Genomic DNA, 15386 nt, shown 5'->3' with positions numbered 1-15386 from the left:
TTGTTCTAATTTACTACATGTATCCAATATTGAACAAATGAACGCTGCTTTCTTATATTTCAAATATTTTTTATCATTTTTATACTTATCATACATTCATCTGCACTCCAACATCACTTAAAATTTTTATTTATTATCGAACTTTTCAAGTGCATCCCATACACCTAGTATATACATTACACCAAGTGCTCTGTCATACAAACCGTATCCCGGTCTACACTTCTCATCCCATATATGTCTTCCGTGGTCAGGACGAATATATCCTGTATATCCGCAGTCGTGATAAGCTTTGATTATATCTAAGATTCCTACATCTCCGTCACAATCTCTATGTGAAACTTCCGAGAAATCTCCTCCCTCATAATGCTTTACATTTCTTATATGTGCAAAGTAGATTCTGTCACAGTGCTTTCTGACTATGTCTGCAACTCTGTTATGTTCATTTGCACCAAGTGAACCTGAACAAAGTGTAAGTCCTGAATAAGGATTATCTACAAGCTTTAAAAACTTGTCAATTGCGGCTTCATCAACCAAAAGTCTTGGAAGTCCGAAAATATCCCATGGCGGATCATCCTGGTGAATAGCCATCTTGATATTACATTCCTCACAAGTAGGCATTATCGCTTCAAGGAAATACTTTAAGTTTTCCCAAAGTTTTTCTTTGGTAACAGGCTTATATGCCTCAAAGAGTTCCTTCAGATGCTCAAGTCTTTCAGGTTCCCAACCCGGCATTGTGTATCCCTTTGATCCTTCTATGATATATCTTGCCATCTCAATAGGATCTTCTCTGATAACTTTCTTTTCATAGAAAAGTGCATTTGATCCGTCAGGCAACTCATGATGTAAATCAGTTCTGGTCCAGTCAAATACCGGCATAAAGTTGTAACATACAACCTTTACACCGAATTTTGCAAGATTTCTTAGAGTTGTTTTATAGTTTTCTATAAGTGCATCTCTTGTAGGTAAACCTATCTTTATATCATCGTGAACATTTACAGATTCAACCACATCCATATTAAAGCCATATGGTTCCAGTTGCTTTCTTACTTCTTCGATTTCGGCCACTTCCCAAACTTCTCCTGCAGCCTTGTTGTGCAATGCCCAAACAATGCCTTCAACACCGGGAATCTGCTTGATTTGCTTTAAGGTAACGGAGTCATTTCCTTCTCCGTACCATCGCCAAGTCATTTGCATAAATTTCTCCTTACTATAGTATCTATAAATATAAGTAACCTAAGTCACTGATATTATCCCACATATTTCTTCAATGTCTCCCTTACAGCTCCCTTTCCTGCTATAAGTTCAACAAAGTATTTTTCTGCAAGCTCTCCAAGTCCTGCTTCATATAAGTTTACTCCGAATATGGAAGCATCGCCAAACAACTTCTCAAGCTTTGAATGTACATCGCTGTCTCCAATCTTTATATCTTCCACCATCGGGACCACCTTTTCAAGTAAAGGATCCGGACTTAGTTCAAATTTATTTAAATTGTCATCTATTCCCATCAGATATCTTGCCCAACCTGCAAATACAAGAGGTATAAGCTTCAAATCTGATACTTTTAAGTTTTCACTCTTTTCATATGCCTTTATTGTCTCACCGAATCTTATTGCAAGCTTTTGTGATGTATCACAGGCAATTCTTTGCGGTGTATCAGGCATAAACGGATTTGGAAGTCTTACTTCTACTACAGTATCTATGAACTCTTTAGGATTGATGATTCCCGGATCTGTAACTACCGGAAGCCCCTCTTTATATCCTATAGTTTTTATAAGTTTTGTAAGCTCACTGTCTTTCATCTCATCGCTGATTTTTTCATATCCCAAGAGACAACCGTATATTGCAAGTGCAGTATGAAGAGGATTAAGACAGGTGCATACCTTCATTCTCTCCACCATATCTACAACTTCACGCTTTGTAAACATTACTCCCCCTTCTTCAAGCTTCGGTCTGCCGTTTGGGAAGCTGTCCTCTATTACAAGGTATTCCGCCTCTTCCGCATTTACAAAAGGTGCCACGAATGTGTTCTTGCTTGTCTTTACAAAGTCTACATCCTCTATTCCGTCTTTAACAAGCATATCCATTACGGAGTCGGCAGGTCTCGGTGTTATTTTATCAATCATAGACCAAGGGAAACTTACCTTTTTTTCATCTTCCACATATGCTAAAAAGCCTTTATCACAGACATTGTTATCACACCAGTTTTTTGCAAATGCTACCACAGCAGCCTTAAGTTTGTCACCGTTATGTGAACAGTTATCCATGCTCACCATAGCTACAGGAAGAGCACCTGCCTTAAATCTCTCATAAAGCATGGCACATACCTTACCCATGTAACTTGTGGCTTTATCAGGACCCACCTTAAAGTCCGCCTCTATGCCTGCAGGAGTGTTTCCGTTTCCGTCAACTACTGCATAACCTTTTTCGGTTATTGTAAAACTTACCATTTGAAGTGAAGGCTTTCTAAATAACTCCTTTAAAGTTTCGTAGTCTGAATTTTCCGGATCCACTCTCAAAGACTCTACTACAGAGCCTACAATATTCTTCTCAACCGTTCCGTTACAGCAAAGTTTCATATATATTGTCAGATCGTCAAATGACTTGAATGCCTTATCTATTATTTCGTAGTCGAATCCTTCAGCAACGAGAAGACCTATATCGGTTTTCTTTTCATTCAAAAGATTGTTTAAAACATTTGCCTGAAATGCTCTGAAAATGTTTCCTGCACCGAAATGTATCCAGTTCGGATTTGCAAGTGTATTCTTTTTCACCTGCTCTCTGTCATACTTTGGTAGAGAGTATCCGAGTTTTTCCCAAGCTGCTGCATTTTCTAAAATACTTCTTTGATTGAGTTTCATTATTCTTCTCCTCATTTTGACCTAAAAAACTTATAAACGATATTTATAAGCCACGACTCCGACCTTAAAATATATTACAATTTACTTTGTCAGACATTCAATATTTTATCATTTTTTCCATATAAAAAGCAAGGCTGAACCGTTACAAAACTTCACTTTTATAACACTGTTCAGCCTACCGAATTCAATATTTAATTGTTTATATACTCAAGGACTTCTTCTATGCTCTTCTTACCGAAGAATACCTTGTCTTCATTCATTACCAAACATGGCACACTCATTACATGATATTTTTCTCTGAGATCCCCGAAATGATTTATATCATAAACTTGTGCATCAATATTCGGATTTAGAGAAGCAATTCTTTGTACCGCTACAACAAGGTCAGGACACATTGTACAACTGAGTGATACTAAAATCTTAAATGACACTTTATCCTTTATTTTTAGTATCTTTTCTCTTATATCATCACTTAATCCCTGTCCCGGACCTGATACATTGTATATACCAAGAATAAATGAAGTAAATTCATGTCCTCCCGGAACGCCGTGGAAAGCTAATCCGCTGAACTCTCCGTCTCTATGTATTTCTACAACAGGCGCCTTTGCTTCATCTTTTATCTCTTCAACAGATATCTTGTCTGTAAGTTTACCAAGCTCGGTCATATATGAAAGCAATTCTTTTGATACATCATCATCCTTCACAAATACCTTAAGTAAGATATCTTTTTCCATCTTACCGAATACGGTATTTAACTGTGCAAGCATATCAGATGAGAATAATCCTTCTTCCTTAACTTCTTCTTTCGGCAAACTTCCCTTTCCGGCTCCTGATTGCCTTATAGGAACTACCGGCTTGATACCTGTCTTTTTATGCATTACAGAGATATACTTTTCAAGTTCCGTTGCTGCAATACCTGCATCTCCGACAGTTGTTACAACCTGTCTGAGCGGCTTTATACAAACATCTCCGGCCGCATAAAGACCGTCAATTGCAGTTTTCTTTGATGCGTCTGTAATTACATATCCTCTTTCATCAAGCATTCCGAAGTCCTTTACCAAAGAGGTTGCCGGCTCATATCCTGCAAATACGAATACACCGAAGCCTTCCTTGTCTTCAAATACTTCTTCTTTACCTGTTTCATTGTTCTTATAAACAATTCTCTCAAGGACGTCTCCACCTTCAACTTTCACCACCTCGGTATGTGTAAGTACGGTAATTTTCTCATTATCATATGCATGTTGTGCTGTTGTTTTTGCACAGGTAAAGTCAGGCTCTCTGATAAGAATGGTTACATGCTTTGCATACTTTGTCAGGAATACGCTTTCTTCCGCAGCCGCAAAGCCTCCTCCTACAACAAAGACTTCCTTTCCTTTAAAGAATTCTCCATCACATGTAGCACAATATGCAACACCATGACCCTTAAACTTTGCCTCACCTTCAAATCCGATCATTCTGGGTGATGCACCTGTTGCAAGTACTACTCCGAAGCACTCGATATCTCCCTTTGATGTATGGACCTTCTTGATATCGCCGTCCATATCAATGGAGTCAACTGTAGCAAGTAAGAATTCGGCACCGAAGTTTTCCGCCTGTTTTCTCATCTGCTCTCCGAGTTTGGCTCCTGAGATATGCTCTATACCCGGATAATTTACAACTTCAGCGGTCAGAGTAATCTGACCGCCAAATTTTTCTTTTTCTATAACAAGTACACGATAATATGCTCTGGCTAAATAAATAGCCGCTGTCAGACCTGCAGGACCTCCGCCCACAATGACTGCATCATACATGTTTTTACTCATAATGTCCCCTAATATTATAACTGACCTACAAGATCAAGACTTGGCTTTAATGTCTCAGCACCCGGCTGCCACTTAGCAGGGCAAACCTGATCGCCATGCTCATGAACGAACTGGCAAGCACGAAGCTTTCTTAAAAGCTCTTCCGCATTTCTTCCTACGCCACCTGCGTTTACTTCATAAGAAACGATCTTTCCGTCAGGATTGATGATGAAAGAACCTCTCTCTGCCAAACCGTTCTCCTCGATATATACTTCAAAATCTCTTGAAAGTACATGTGTAGGATCTGCAAGCATCGGATACTCAATCTTTGAGATACGCTCTGAATGATCATGCCATGCCTTATGTGTGAAATGTGTATCTGTTGAAACTGAATAGATCTCACATCCTGCCTCTTTAAACTCCTTATAGTTCTTCTGTAAATCCTCCAACTCTGTAGGACATACAAATGTGAAATCTGCAGGATAGAAGAAGAACACACTCCACTTTCCTAAGATATCCTTCTTAGATACCTCAACGAAATCTCCCTTATGAAATCCCTGTACGCTAAACTCTCCAACTTCCTTGTTAATTAATGACATAACTGCCTCCTTATATAAATAAAATATTTTTTGTTCTAAATCAGTATAGGAAATATCTTTACTCAAAAGGTAATTGATAGGTTTTCCTAACCTGTTATTATTATATTTAACATAAAATTATTGTATACACAATAGCATTTTTGTAATTTCGTCGTTTTAACTAATAATAATTCCTATTATTATGAATTATTTTACACTAAAAAGCAAACAATATCTTTGTTATAAAAAAGGATGCGATCATCTCGCATCCTGCTTAAATATATTCAATTTCAACTAATGTCAGTCCCTTTGCCGGCATTGTCTGCCCTGCAAATTTTCTATCTCTTGCTTTCATTATCTCTGTTATATAACTTGGCGGATAAACGCCCATACCAACCTTTATCAGAGTGCCTGCTATAATACGAATCATATTGTAGAGGAAACCGTCACCTCTTACCACAATTGTAATCATATCTTCATCCTGTAATATTTCCAGAGAAAAGATGGTTCTTACAGGTGATGAGGCCTGAGATTTCTGTGAGCAAAAGCTTGTAAAATCATGTGTTCCTATAAAGTACCCGCTTGCCTCTCTCATCTTTTCAACATCCAGATTGAAATAGCAAAAATGTGCATAAAGTCTTTCTGTAGGTATATCAATCTTTCGATTCAAAATTCTATAGGTATAGGTCTTTATACAGTCATTCTTTCTCGGATGCCAACCTGCTTCCACCTCGTCGGAATATTGTATTCTGATATCATCCGGAAGTCTTTGATTTATTGCAAATGCAAACTTATCTGCCGCCATTCTTGCATTGGTATCAAATACGGCCACATTTCCATAGGCATGTACTCCCGAGTCTGTTCTTGAAGCTCCTATAACCTCTATCTCCTCACCTGTAAGTTTTGAAATGGCATTATTTAATACTTCTTCTATAGTTATTCCGTTAGGCTGCTTTTGCCAGCCGCAATAATTTGTACCGTCATAGGATACTATAAGTCTTATTCTTCTCATTACCCTACTTCCTAAAAATAAAAACCAAAGCAATACATATAAGCATATATATCAAATAATATAAATATGCAATTATATCAATCTTCTTATATTTTAAAGGTTTGAGCTTAGTTCTGCCCTCACCGCCGTGATAACATCTGGCTTCCATCGCCATAGCAAGATCTGTAGCTCTCCTCATTGCAGAAATGAAAAGCGGAACCAAAAGCGGAACCATTGCCTTTGCTTTTTGTATTATATTTCCCGACTCAAAATCGGCACCTCTTGCCATCTGAGCCTTCATTATTTTATCAGTTTCCTCTATCAATATGGGAATAAATCTAAGTGCAATCGACATCATCATTGATATCTCATGCACCGGTATCTTTATAACTTTCAAAAATCCCATGCTTTTTTCAAGACCGTCTGTAAGTGCATTCGGAGTTGTGGTAAGTGTCATTACCGAAGAACCTACTATAAGGAAAATCAGTCGCATTCCCATAAACAGCGATATTCTGATACCTTCTCTTGTTATCTTAAATATCCAAAGCTTAAAAACCACTTCTCCATCAGTCAAAAACAGATTAAAACTTACACTTATTATAAGCAGAACAAGTACCGCCTTAAGTCCCTTCAGCATAAACTTTACAGGAACCTTTGACAGTCCTATCGCAATTACCAAAAAAAGTGTTGCAAGTCCGTAACCCGGCCATGAGTTTGCCAAGAAAAGAGAAATAATAAAAACCATAGTTCCGAAAAGTTTTGTTCTCGGGTCAAGTCTGTGTACAAAAGAATCTACAGGATAGTACTGTCCCAATGTAATCTCTCTAAGCATTTTTATCCTTTCTCTTAATATATTCTAATATTTTATCCCTGGCTTCTTCTATTGTAGTAATATCGTCCCCCAGGTCTACACCTTCTTTTTTAAGTCTCTCCACTATATATGTTATTCCGGGAGCGCTGAGTCCTATACTTTCAAGGAATTTATACTGTTTGAAAACTTCCTTCGGCGTACCGTCTAAGACAAGTTCACCCTTATTCATAACAAGCAACCTGTCGACATACTTTGCTACGTCCTCCATACTGTGTGAAACAAGGATAACGGTCATATTTCTTTTTTTCTTAAGCTCAATGATTTCATCAAAGAGCTCATCTCTTCCCTTCGGGTCAAGTCCTGCTGTAGGCTCATCTAAAATAAGTACTTCAGGATTCATTGCCAAAACTCCGGCTATGGCTACTCTTCTTTTTTGTCCTCCGGAAAGTTCAAAAGGTGACTTCTTATAAAAGCTTTCGTCAAGCCCAACAAGTTCCAAACTTTCCTTTGCTCTGGCTTCCACCTCAGTTTCCGGAAGCTTTTGATTTCTCGGTCCGAATTCCACATCTGAAAGTACGTCCACCTCAAAAAGCTGATGCTCAGGATACTGGAAAACAAGTCCTACCTTCTGTCTTAAGAGTCTTAGGTCATATTTTGGAGCATATATATTTTCACCGTTAAAGAAAAGCTCTCCTGAGGTCGCCTTAATCAGTCCGTTCAGATGCTGTATCAAAGTGGATTTACCCGAGCCTGTATGTCCAATAATACCTACGAACTCTCCCCTTCTTATCTTGAACGAGACATCTTTGATGGCATACTGTTCAAAAGCAGTTCCTTCTCCATATATAAAGTTTAATTTCTTTGCTTCTATTTGAATATCTTGCACATTTTCTTGCATTTTCTTCTCCAAATGTGTTTATTTTAGTATAGGTAAAAGGTTATCTACAAGCTCATCCAATGTAAGTATACCGTCAGGCAATTTTAATCCTGCCTGCTTCAATTCATATGCCAGTTCGGTTGTACTCGGAACATCAAGCCTCAGCTTCTTAAGTTCATCGACGTGAGAAAAGACTTCTTTCGGTGTTCCGTCCATTACTATCTTACCCTCATCCATTACTATAACTCTGTCGGCTTCTATAACCTCTTCCATATAGTGTGTGATAAGTATTACAGTAATATTTTCCTTTTTATTAAGCTCAAGAACCGTCTTTATAACTTCTTTTCTTCCGTTCGGATCAAGCATCGCGGTAGGCTCGTCAAGTACAATACATTTAGGCTTCATTGCCATAATACCCGCTATAGCCACTCTTTGCTTTTGTCCTCCTGAAAGTTTGTTCGGAGATTTGTATCTGTAAGCGGTCATTCCTACCGCCTCCAGTGCGGTATCAACTCTCTTCCACATATCATCTGTCGGAATACCGATATTTTCAGGCCCGAATGCCACATCTTCTTCCACCACATTTCCTATGATCTGATTATCCGGATTTTGGAATACCATTCCCACCATCTTTCTCAAATCAAGAAGTGTTTCATCATTTGCCGTATCCAAATCAGAGATAAATACAGTACCTTCTGTAGGTAATAATATACCGTTTAAATGTTTTGCAAATGTAGATTTTCCCGAGCCGTTATGTCCTAAAATCGCCACAAAATCACCTTGAGTGATGTCAATATTTAAATTATTGATGGCTCTTTTTACATCCTCTACATTGTCCGCTTCATCTCTTGTTATATAATCAAATATAAGCTTTGTTGCTTTTACTATTCCCATATTTTCCTTTTACTTACTTTTTATAAAACAAAAACCTCAGCAAGGTTGCTGAGGTTCTAATAACGTGCGTGAGAAGATTCGAACTCCCGACACCTTGGTCCGTAGCCAAGTGCTCTATCCAGCTGAGCTACACACACATTGCAAGTATGTATTCTACATGAACGGTATGTATTTGTCAAGAGAATTTTTTATTTGACTTGACTTTCTATTTTTTATTTGACTTGACTTTCTGTTCCACATATAATGGAACAATCACCCGAAACACTTAATTTTCGGATAATTTGATACGGAGGATTGATATGCATAACAACTCTTCTTTTAATAAAGATATAGTAAGACTTGCAATACCTATAGTCATACAAAATATTGTTACAACCGCTGTAGGTTCGGCGGATGTTATAATGCTTGGCTTTGTAGGACAAGATGCACTTGCTGCAGGCTCACTTGCAAATCAGATAATGTTTATTTTAAACCTGGTATATGCAGGCATTGCATCCGGTGTCATTATGCTGGCGGCACAGTATTGGGGCAAAAATGATACAAAGACTATTGAAAATATAATGGGTATCGCAATGCAGCTTTCAGTTGCCATATCAAGTGTGTTCTTTATACTTGCATTCTTTTTCCCCGGATTTTTGATGAATATTTTCACAAACGATACCAATTTGATAGTCTCAGGTATACCGTACTTAAGAGTTGTAAGCTTTTCATACCTGCTGATGAGCTTTTCACAGGTTTACCTTTGTACTATGAGAAGTGTCGAAAGGGTAAACTTCTCTACCGCCGCATATACGGTGGCATTTTTACTCAATATTATTCTGAATGCAACTTTTATATTCGGATTTTTCGGTCTTCCGAAACTGGGTATCATAGGAGTGGCACTTGCAACAGTTATTGCAAGAGCTATAGAGCTTACCATATGCATAATCGACAACTTCATACCTAAGTCTATACACTTCCGTATAAAGACAGTCTTTAATACAAATAAAGTTCTGTTTTTAGACTTTTTAAAATACTCCATGCCTGCCTTCGGCAATGAAATAGTTTGGGGAATTGCGTTTTCAATGTATTCTGTAATAATGGGACATCTTGGAGGTGATATAGTTGCCGCAAATGCTGTTGTAGTTGTGGCCAGAAACTTCGGAACTGTCGTATGTTTCGGTATTGCAAATGCAGGTGCAATAATACTTGGTAAATCTATAGGCTCAGGAAATAGTGACACTGTAAAAGCAGATTCTTCTCATTTCTTAAAAATAACCGCACTGTCGGCTTTACTTGGAAGTATTGTTATATTTGTTTTAAGACCTGTGTTTTTCAATATGGCAACATTGACTCCGACAGCAAGAGATTACCTGAGTATAATGCTTTATATAAGTATGTACTACATCTGGGGACAGGCTCTGAACACAGCCTTTATATGCGGAATTTTCCGTTCAGGAGGAGATTCAAAATGGGGATTTATCTGCGATGTGATTGATATGTGGGGATATGCCGTTCCGCTTGGCTTTATATCTGCTTTTGTTCTTAAGCTTCCGCCAATGTGGGTATATTTCCTCATATGTACCGATGAGTTTGTAAAGATTCCATTTGTTTATAAACATTATAAGAGTTATAAATGGCTGAAAAATATTACAAGAGATTTTTAAAATAAGGGGCGATAATCGCCCCTTATAATTATAATTGTATCCATTCCAATCCGTCTACATCCTTTAATATCAGTGTACTCTTTTCAAACCTGTTTTTAAGTACAACTTCATCTTCTACCGATATATCACTATACCAATGATTAAGACTTGCATATTTTCCTCTGTGAATATCAACGACTACAGTAGTTATGGGATCCCAGGTTTTCTTTTTAACACTCTCTACAATTACATAATATGCATCTAAGAATACAAGATTTCTTCCATACATCCAAAACGGTAGTTCTTTATCTAACAGTGGAAGCTTTGCTGAAAAAATAAAATCCCCCATCGGTGGCTCAGTCTCATAGTTTAATACAATCTCACTTCCATAATATGCGATTTCTGCTCCATATGCACCTACACTTACAGGCACACCCTCTTCGGCTATTATAAAATCCATTTCTATATCCCCTCCGCATTCATTCTGATAGCAAAGAACTCTTTAAATGTATCGTCTTCGTTTTCTATAGTTTCTTTCATGGATATAAGTTTTCTTTTACCGACTCTTCTGTCCAAAACAGCAAATATTCTTACAAGCATATTTTCACTGTATAGACTCTTTTCAATGCTTTGGTTGTCAAACTCATCAAATGCCCTATAAAAGCACCTCTGATCGAAAACTCCAAGCTTTATGGCGGTATCGTCAATATAGGCAAATTCTTCTCTCATACGTCTTTCATACTTTTCATCTTTTGGAAAAGACGCCGCTTTTGTCCAATTATAATAATAACAACCCTTTATAATCTCTTTACCTTTATATCTTATAGCTGCCCTACCTTCATGATCCGGAGACCTGCTGTAGGATGTTGCAAAGTAGCTGATATCACCCTTTAAACTTTCTGCCAGATATTCGCTTTCCATTCTTTTTCTAATACCGCTCCAAGTTGACATTTTTCCTCCAAATCATAAACTATACACTGTCTGACTTTTCAAAATATTCATCCAAATGATGATATATCTTCATATCCTCATCTACATCATCTCTTAAGACAATACATATACTTTTATTCTCATTATCCGTAAAAACATAATTATGCTCACCGTAGTAAGCCTGATAACCGCATCTTTTTAGAGTCAATATCTGACCGACACTAAGTTTAAAAATATTCTTTTTGACAATATAAGCCTTACCTGCCTCCATGTCAGTCCCTCTTATAAAAATATAAATATGGGTAGTTTACAATCTCTTCATGCCAGTTATCATCATGCTTTATTATAACCTTTCCATTTTCATCATAACACCTTGCAACTATCGGTGCTCTCTCTCCGGATTTTATTTTCCAAACCAATATTCCGTCCTCAAGCCCTGAATCAGGTGAATCGGTCTTTATATAGCTTCCCAAATAGCAATCCCACCTTCCAAAAGGCAACTTATCATGCACAATATTTACAAACTCTGCCAAGGTATCCGGCAAAATAAATGTATCTGGATTAGGTGCGTTTACATCATCTCCCATGCACATACTGCTCCTGCCCATATAGACTTTTATTTGCATACTCTTCTCCTTAAAATTTATATAAAAGAGGGAATACCAATCCCACATCAATAGCCATAAATCCCAGTATAATACTCAAAACACCCAAGAATATAGTTATACCTCTAACGTTTTCACGAATCTGTATGGAAAACTTACGGTAATCAATACCTCTGTTATTTATAATATTCTCTCTTTCTTCCGCTCTATCCGTTAATGAGATATTATAACTTCCGCTCTCCGCACCAAATGTATACAGCTTAACTCTTACATCCTTAAAACTGCTTGCCGTAGTCCTAAAAAAATCCGGATATAATATTACAAACTTTCCTGTAGCGTTATTTTTAAGTTTAATATCCAGATTATATATAGGAGATACTGAATACTTTTTTCCACAAAGCCATATATCATATTTACCTCCATCCTCAAGTCTAAAGCTTCCGTCTATTAAGCTTACAGGCATTTCATATATCATCTTAGCCTTGGCAAATCCGCTTGCCTTTTTAATGCCGATAACCATCAGATATATTCCCACAGGTACAAGCAATAATAATAAATATTTCAAATCCTTAACAGATTGTAACCAGGACATTTCCGTCCGCCTCCAAAATTTCCTTATAAAATTCTTTCATTCTTTCAAAACAGTCAAGAAGATCTTCTTTTATTTCATCTTCTTCCTCTTCATAGTCCCAAATATTAGGGTATAAATCCGCCTCTTTACCTTCTTCCAAACCAAAGCTTTCCAAAGCACTTTCCATATCAAAATCTTCAAGTGCTTTTAATATATCCTTAACTCTGTCCTTTTTTGTATAGGCTATAAAATCTTCTATTTTTTCTATCGAAGTTACACCCACCACAGCTTCACTGAGAGGATCTTCCCATATAGGATCTGATGCACTTACTCCTGTCAGCATATAGTGAAGCAGATCCCAGTTCTTATCTATATCAAGAAGTATCTCCGCCTCTTCATTCCAGTCTTCCACCGTTTCAAAGATATCTTCCTCATTGTCAAATTTTTTAAGTGCTTCCAACTCTTTATCACCTAAATATTGATAGTTTGCTCTAAGTCCCATTTTTATTTTCTCCTTAAATATTAAAATATTTTATAAATCTTTTTTGCAGCTTATCACATTTGTATCCTATATTCTCATAGAATTTATGTGCTTCTACACGATGATTGGCCGAATTCAGTCTGATAAATGAAATACCGTTATCAATAGCATATTTTTCGATATAACACATTAATTTTTTACCGAATCCATTGCCCTTGAAATCAGGATCAACAGCCAACCCCAATATATTAAGTCCGGTATCACTATACACACTTTCATACACCTGTGCATGAACAAATCCGATAACCTTCTTTGTATTCTCATCTTCATATACTGCAATAATATGATTTTTATTATCACATGACAATTTCTTTATCTGATTCTCAACCGTACTTATATCAACATCATACCCCAGAGATGTTTTGCATATTTTTTGTATTTCCTTTGCATCGGATATATTTATTTCTCTTATCATATATGTTAAACTATCCTCTCAACCACCCATTCTTGCATACTGAATACCCTTTTTCAAGCTTCCGTTCACAATAATACAATGTCCTGCAAAAATATCATCATCTCTAAAATATGCACTAAATAAACCGCCGGATGTCATAGAAATCGACTCAATACCTATTCTATCGGCAAAGCTCTCTTCCGTGATTTTTAAGGCTTCTTCCTCGGATTCACACCAATCTCTTGCAAGATCTATAAGATTTTCTGCTGCAAATTTTCTCATATTCGCATCCCATTTTTCAGCACTCAAGTACATTTCTTTTATAGCTTTTCTTGCCTTTGTGATTCCTGATTTGTTGTCTTTATCAACATCCAAAGAAATATCAATTTTTTTGTCAAGCCAAGGAATATGCCCTTCAAAGCTGTTTATAGTTTTATCATACAAAAGCTCACCCAATATATCATCCTCTATGATTATTGGCTTTTTATACTCTGTAAGAATTTCTTCAAGCTCCGGACTTTGTACATTTTTTTCTATTACATCCACTAAAAGAAAATCAATTCTTTTTATCATAATCTCCGGCAGTTCTTCAGGTAGTTTCTTCCGTACTTTTAAATGATAAACAGTTTCTTCATCAAATTCCGGTATCAAATGATTTTCATACTCTTTTTCACTTGCTGCAAATACAAATCTACATTCTTCTTTATGTAGCTCTCCGGTTTCACAATCTATATAGCCCAGGCAGCAAACCGCCACTTCCCAAAATCCGTTTCTCTTACTCGTAACATCACCTTCATGCCTAAGTACAAGAATTTCCTGTTCTTTTTTATCAAAAGAGTTTTCCCATTCGTTCTCAGTCATTTGGTTTCTTTTTCTCATATAATCTATGAGTTCCATTAAGATTCACCCCCTATAAGCTCTGATAATTCATTCTCATCAAGCCTACCGTCAGTATATAACTTTTCAAGCAAATTTTCATCAAAATCCATTTCATAATAGTCTGTTACAAATTCCTTGAAATCATCATATGTTTCACATATATATCCCATCATCCATTTACTTCCGTCATCATCAGACAATTTATTTTGATGAATTTTCCCGTCATACCAAATGAAAAATGTTGTTTCATCTATTTCCCGGTCATCAAAGAGAGAAATATATTTTTCATCAACACCTTCATATATCTTTTGTATAACACTTTTGTCAAATTCTTTCTTAACAAACTGACTTAAACTGCTTTCATGTGAAAATCCCTTTATTAAGACAATATCTTCTGTAAAAATAACATATAGAGTATCGCCTGAGCCGTTATCAACAATATACTTTAAATAAGTTTCATTTTCTTCTTTATCGATTATTCGAAGATATTCCTCAGACGGGTCAGTCAAGGCATTGTCAAGAAAATATAATGCCTCAAGTCCGGTTCGCATATTACCCCAATCCATATTTTTTTTTCTTTCACTCCTATCTTAAATCCGCTTTTTTATATCTTCCGGAAACATATCCTAAAATACAAATCTGAGCTATATTCCATTCATTTGCAAGATAGATGCTGCATCTGACTTCATCACCTAAAGTATTTTTTGCAATAAACTCATATCTTCCCAGTTCTTCATTATTTGAAATTCTTTCAATATCTGCTACATATGTTTCCTTGAAAAACATATTAAATTCATCCCAAGTGGTTAGTGCATTCGCTTTTGTAATTTCCACCTTTAGACAGTATCCGATACTGACCTTGCACCTTTTCTTTCTTCCGGTTTCATCAGCTTTAAATACTTTTGTACTGCCCTTATCAAATTCCCAATTCTTATCCTTCAGTGCATCTACCTTTTCTGTCAATATATCCTTAAATTTGACTATATTATCCGAAAAGTATTTACAGGCATTTTCAAAAATTTCAAGGTTTTCCATTTTTATAATCCCTTAC

The 15386-nt window shown here is 36.6% G+C and carries 19 protein-coding genes and 1 tRNA gene; 1 reads left to right on the top strand and 19 read right to left on the bottom strand.

From position 1 onward, the window contains the following. Positions 1-126: 126 nt before the first annotated feature. The 9 genes from uxuA to EHW90_RS05155 form a co-directional block, all read right to left on the bottom strand. On the bottom strand, positions 127-1194 hold the full coding sequence (gene uxuA / locus EHW90_RS05195) for a mannonate dehydratase (protein ID WP_009445254.1): 1068 nt from the start codon (positions 1192-1194) through the stop codon (positions 127-129). 53 nt (positions 1195-1247) lie between these two features. Continuing rightward, a complete protein-coding gene (locus EHW90_RS05190) occupies positions 1248-2858 on the bottom strand; it encodes a mannitol dehydrogenase family protein (protein WP_124951780.1) in 1611 nt (536 codons plus the stop codon). A gap of 191 nt (positions 2859-3049) precedes the next feature. Beyond that, the gene (locus EHW90_RS05185) at positions 3050-4660 is read right to left on the bottom strand and encodes an FAD-dependent oxidoreductase (protein WP_124951778.1); all 1611 of its coding nucleotides are present in this window, start codon (positions 4658-4660) and stop codon (positions 3050-3052) included. Between the two features lie 14 nt (positions 4661-4674). Further along, entirely contained in the window at positions 4675-5238 is a 564-nt protein-coding gene (gene ahpC / locus EHW90_RS05180) for an alkyl hydroperoxide reductase subunit C (protein ID WP_007592352.1), read from the bottom strand. Positions 5239-5491: 253 nt separating this feature from the next. Next, positions 5492-6229 carry a tRNA pseudouridine(38-40) synthase TruA gene (gene truA / locus EHW90_RS05175; protein WP_124951776.1) on the bottom strand — a complete coding sequence of 246 codons (738 nt, stop codon included), beginning with the start codon at positions 6227-6229 and terminating at the stop codon, positions 5492-5494. A gap of 4 nt (positions 6230-6233) precedes the next feature. Further along, positions 6234-7040: an energy-coupling factor transporter transmembrane component T family protein gene (locus tag EHW90_RS05170; RefSeq protein ID WP_124951774.1), complete on the bottom strand. Its 807-nt coding sequence runs from the start codon at positions 7038-7040 to the stop codon at positions 6234-6236. Next, positions 7033-7917, bottom strand: a complete 885-nt coding sequence (locus EHW90_RS05165) for an energy-coupling factor transporter ATPase (protein ID WP_124951772.1) — start codon at positions 7915-7917, stop codon at positions 7033-7035. Before EHW90_RS05165 ends, EHW90_RS05170 begins: the two co-directional genes overlap by 8 nt. 18 nt (positions 7918-7935) lie before the next feature. Continuing rightward, complete coding sequence (locus EHW90_RS05160; RefSeq protein ID WP_124951770.1) at positions 7936-8790, bottom strand: energy-coupling factor transporter ATPase; 855 nt, start codon at positions 8788-8790, stop codon at positions 7936-7938. A 63-nt stretch (positions 8791-8853) separates the two neighbouring features. Next, positions 8854-8927, bottom strand: a tRNA-Arg gene (locus tag EHW90_RS05155). Positions 8928-9089: 162 nt separating this feature from the next. On the opposite strand from EHW90_RS05155, the gene EHW90_RS05150 reads away from it, so the two are divergent. After that, positions 9090-10436: an MATE family efflux transporter gene (locus EHW90_RS05150; RefSeq protein ID WP_124951768.1), complete on the top strand. Its 1347-nt coding sequence runs from the start codon at positions 9090-9092 to the stop codon at positions 10434-10436. Positions 10437-10464: 28 nt separating this feature from the next. On the opposite strand, the gene EHW90_RS05145 is transcribed toward EHW90_RS05150, so the two are convergent. From EHW90_RS05145 to EHW90_RS05100, 10 genes are read right to left on the bottom strand one after another with little or no spacing between them, the layout of a single operon-like run. Further along, complete coding sequence (locus EHW90_RS05145) at positions 10465-10875, bottom strand: hypothetical protein (protein WP_124951766.1); 411 nt, start codon at positions 10873-10875, stop codon at positions 10465-10467. Positions 10876-10877: 2 nt separating this feature from the next. Next, entirely contained in the window at positions 10878-11366 is a 489-nt protein-coding gene (locus EHW90_RS05140) for an SF0329 family protein (RefSeq protein WP_124951764.1), read from the bottom strand. 19 nt (positions 11367-11385) lie between these two features. Then, entirely contained in the window at positions 11386-11616 is a 231-nt protein-coding gene (locus EHW90_RS05135; RefSeq protein ID WP_124951762.1) for a phosphohydrolase, read from the bottom strand. A gap of 1 nt (position 11617) precedes the next feature. Then, positions 11618-11971, bottom strand: a complete 354-nt coding sequence (locus tag EHW90_RS05130) for a hypothetical protein (protein WP_124951760.1) — start codon at positions 11969-11971, stop codon at positions 11618-11620. A gap of 10 nt (positions 11972-11981) precedes the next feature. Further along, the gene (locus EHW90_RS05125) at positions 11982-12542 is read right to left on the bottom strand and encodes a hypothetical protein (protein WP_124951758.1); all 561 of its coding nucleotides are present in this window, start codon (positions 12540-12542) and stop codon (positions 11982-11984) included. Then, positions 12520-13023, bottom strand: coding sequence for a YfbM family protein (locus tag EHW90_RS05120; RefSeq protein ID WP_124951756.1), 504 nt, complete (start codon positions 13021-13023; stop codon positions 12520-12522). Before EHW90_RS05120 ends, EHW90_RS05125 begins: the two co-directional genes overlap by 23 nt. A gap of 13 nt (positions 13024-13036) precedes the next feature. Further along, positions 13037-13477 (bottom strand): GNAT family N-acetyltransferase, encoded by a 441-nt coding sequence (locus EHW90_RS05115; protein WP_124951754.1) that lies wholly within the window; start codon positions 13475-13477, stop codon positions 13037-13039. An 18-nt stretch (positions 13478-13495) separates the two neighbouring features. Then, the gene (locus EHW90_RS05110; RefSeq protein ID WP_124951752.1) at positions 13496-14353 is read right to left on the bottom strand and encodes a DUF2262 domain-containing protein; all 858 of its coding nucleotides are present in this window, start codon (positions 14351-14353) and stop codon (positions 13496-13498) included. Continuing rightward, the gene (locus EHW90_RS05105) at positions 14353-14901 is read right to left on the bottom strand and encodes a hypothetical protein (protein ID WP_124951750.1); all 549 of its coding nucleotides are present in this window, start codon (positions 14899-14901) and stop codon (positions 14353-14355) included. The genes EHW90_RS05110 and EHW90_RS05105 overlap by 1 nt, the downstream gene beginning before the upstream one ends. Before the next feature lie 19 nt (positions 14902-14920). Beyond that, the gene (locus EHW90_RS05100; protein WP_124951748.1) at positions 14921-15370 is read right to left on the bottom strand and encodes a hypothetical protein; all 450 of its coding nucleotides are present in this window, start codon (positions 15368-15370) and stop codon (positions 14921-14923) included. Positions 15371-15386: the final 16 nt, after the last annotated feature.

Origin of the sequence: Lachnoanaerobaculum orale (assembly GCF_003862485.1) — a bacterium.
Taxonomy (GTDB): Bacteria; Bacillota; Clostridia; order Lachnospirales; family Lachnospiraceae; genus Lachnoanaerobaculum; species Lachnoanaerobaculum orale.
The sequence above is the reverse complement of the archived record's forward strand: the minus strand, read 5'-3'. Positions and strand labels throughout refer to the sequence as shown.

Excerpts from the sequence above, each read along its gene's own strand:
- EHW90_RS05115 (WP_124951754.1), bottom strand. The coding sequence starts at position 13,477 with ATGATAAGAGAAATAAATATATCCGATGCAAAGGAAATACAAAAAATA.
- EHW90_RS05190 (WP_124951780.1), bottom strand. The coding sequence starts at position 2,858 with ATGAAACTCAATCAAAGAAGTATTTTAGAAAATGCAGCAGCTTGGGAA.
- EHW90_RS05110 (WP_124951752.1), bottom strand. The coding sequence starts at position 14,353 with ATGGAACTCATAGATTATATGAGAAAAAGAAACCAAATGACTGAGAAC.
- EHW90_RS05170 (WP_124951774.1), bottom strand. The coding sequence starts at position 7,040 with ATGCTTAGAGAGATTACATTGGGACAGTACTATCCTGTAGATTCTTTT.
- EHW90_RS05100 (WP_124951748.1), bottom strand. The coding sequence starts at position 15,370 with ATGGAAAACCTTGAAATTTTTGAAAATGCCTGTAAATACTTTTCGGAT.
- EHW90_RS05160 (WP_124951770.1), bottom strand. The coding sequence starts at position 8,790 with ATGGGAATAGTAAAAGCAACAAAGCTTATATTTGATTATATAACAAGA.
- EHW90_RS05125 (WP_124951758.1), bottom strand. The coding sequence starts at position 12,542 with ATGTCCTGGTTACAATCTGTTAAGGATTTGAAATATTTATTATTATTG.
- EHW90_RS05120 (WP_124951756.1), bottom strand. The coding sequence starts at position 13,023 with ATGGGACTTAGAGCAAACTATCAATATTTAGGTGATAAAGAGTTGGAA.
- EHW90_RS05150 (WP_124951768.1), top strand. The coding sequence starts at position 9,090 with ATGCATAACAACTCTTCTTTTAATAAAGATATAGTAAGACTTGCAATA.
- EHW90_RS05105 (WP_124951750.1), bottom strand. The coding sequence starts at position 14,901 with ATGGATTGGGGTAATATGCGAACCGGACTTGAGGCATTATATTTTCTT.
- EHW90_RS05185 (WP_124951778.1), bottom strand. The coding sequence starts at position 4,660 with ATGAGTAAAAACATGTATGATGCAGTCATTGTGGGCGGAGGTCCTGCA.
- EHW90_RS05135 (WP_124951762.1), bottom strand. The coding sequence starts at position 11,616 with ATGGAGGCAGGTAAGGCTTATATTGTCAAAAAGAATATTTTTAAACTT.
- EHW90_RS05165 (WP_124951772.1), bottom strand. The coding sequence starts at position 7,917 with ATGCAAGAAAATGTGCAAGATATTCAAATAGAAGCAAAGAAATTAAAC.
- EHW90_RS05140 (WP_124951764.1), bottom strand. The coding sequence starts at position 11,366 with ATGTCAACTTGGAGCGGTATTAGAAAAAGAATGGAAAGCGAATATCTG.
- EHW90_RS05130 (WP_124951760.1), bottom strand. The coding sequence starts at position 11,971 with ATGCAAATAAAAGTCTATATGGGCAGGAGCAGTATGTGCATGGGAGAT.
- uxuA (WP_009445254.1), bottom strand. The coding sequence starts at position 1,194 with ATGCAAATGACTTGGCGATGGTACGGAGAAGGAAATGACTCCGTTACC.
- EHW90_RS05145 (WP_124951766.1), bottom strand. The coding sequence starts at position 10,875 with ATGGATTTTATAATAGCCGAAGAGGGTGTGCCTGTAAGTGTAGGTGCA.
- ahpC (WP_007592352.1), bottom strand. The coding sequence starts at position 5,238 with ATGTCATTAATTAACAAGGAAGTTGGAGAGTTTAGCGTACAGGGATTT.
- truA (WP_124951776.1), bottom strand. The coding sequence starts at position 6,229 with ATGAGAAGAATAAGACTTATAGTATCCTATGACGGTACAAATTATTGC.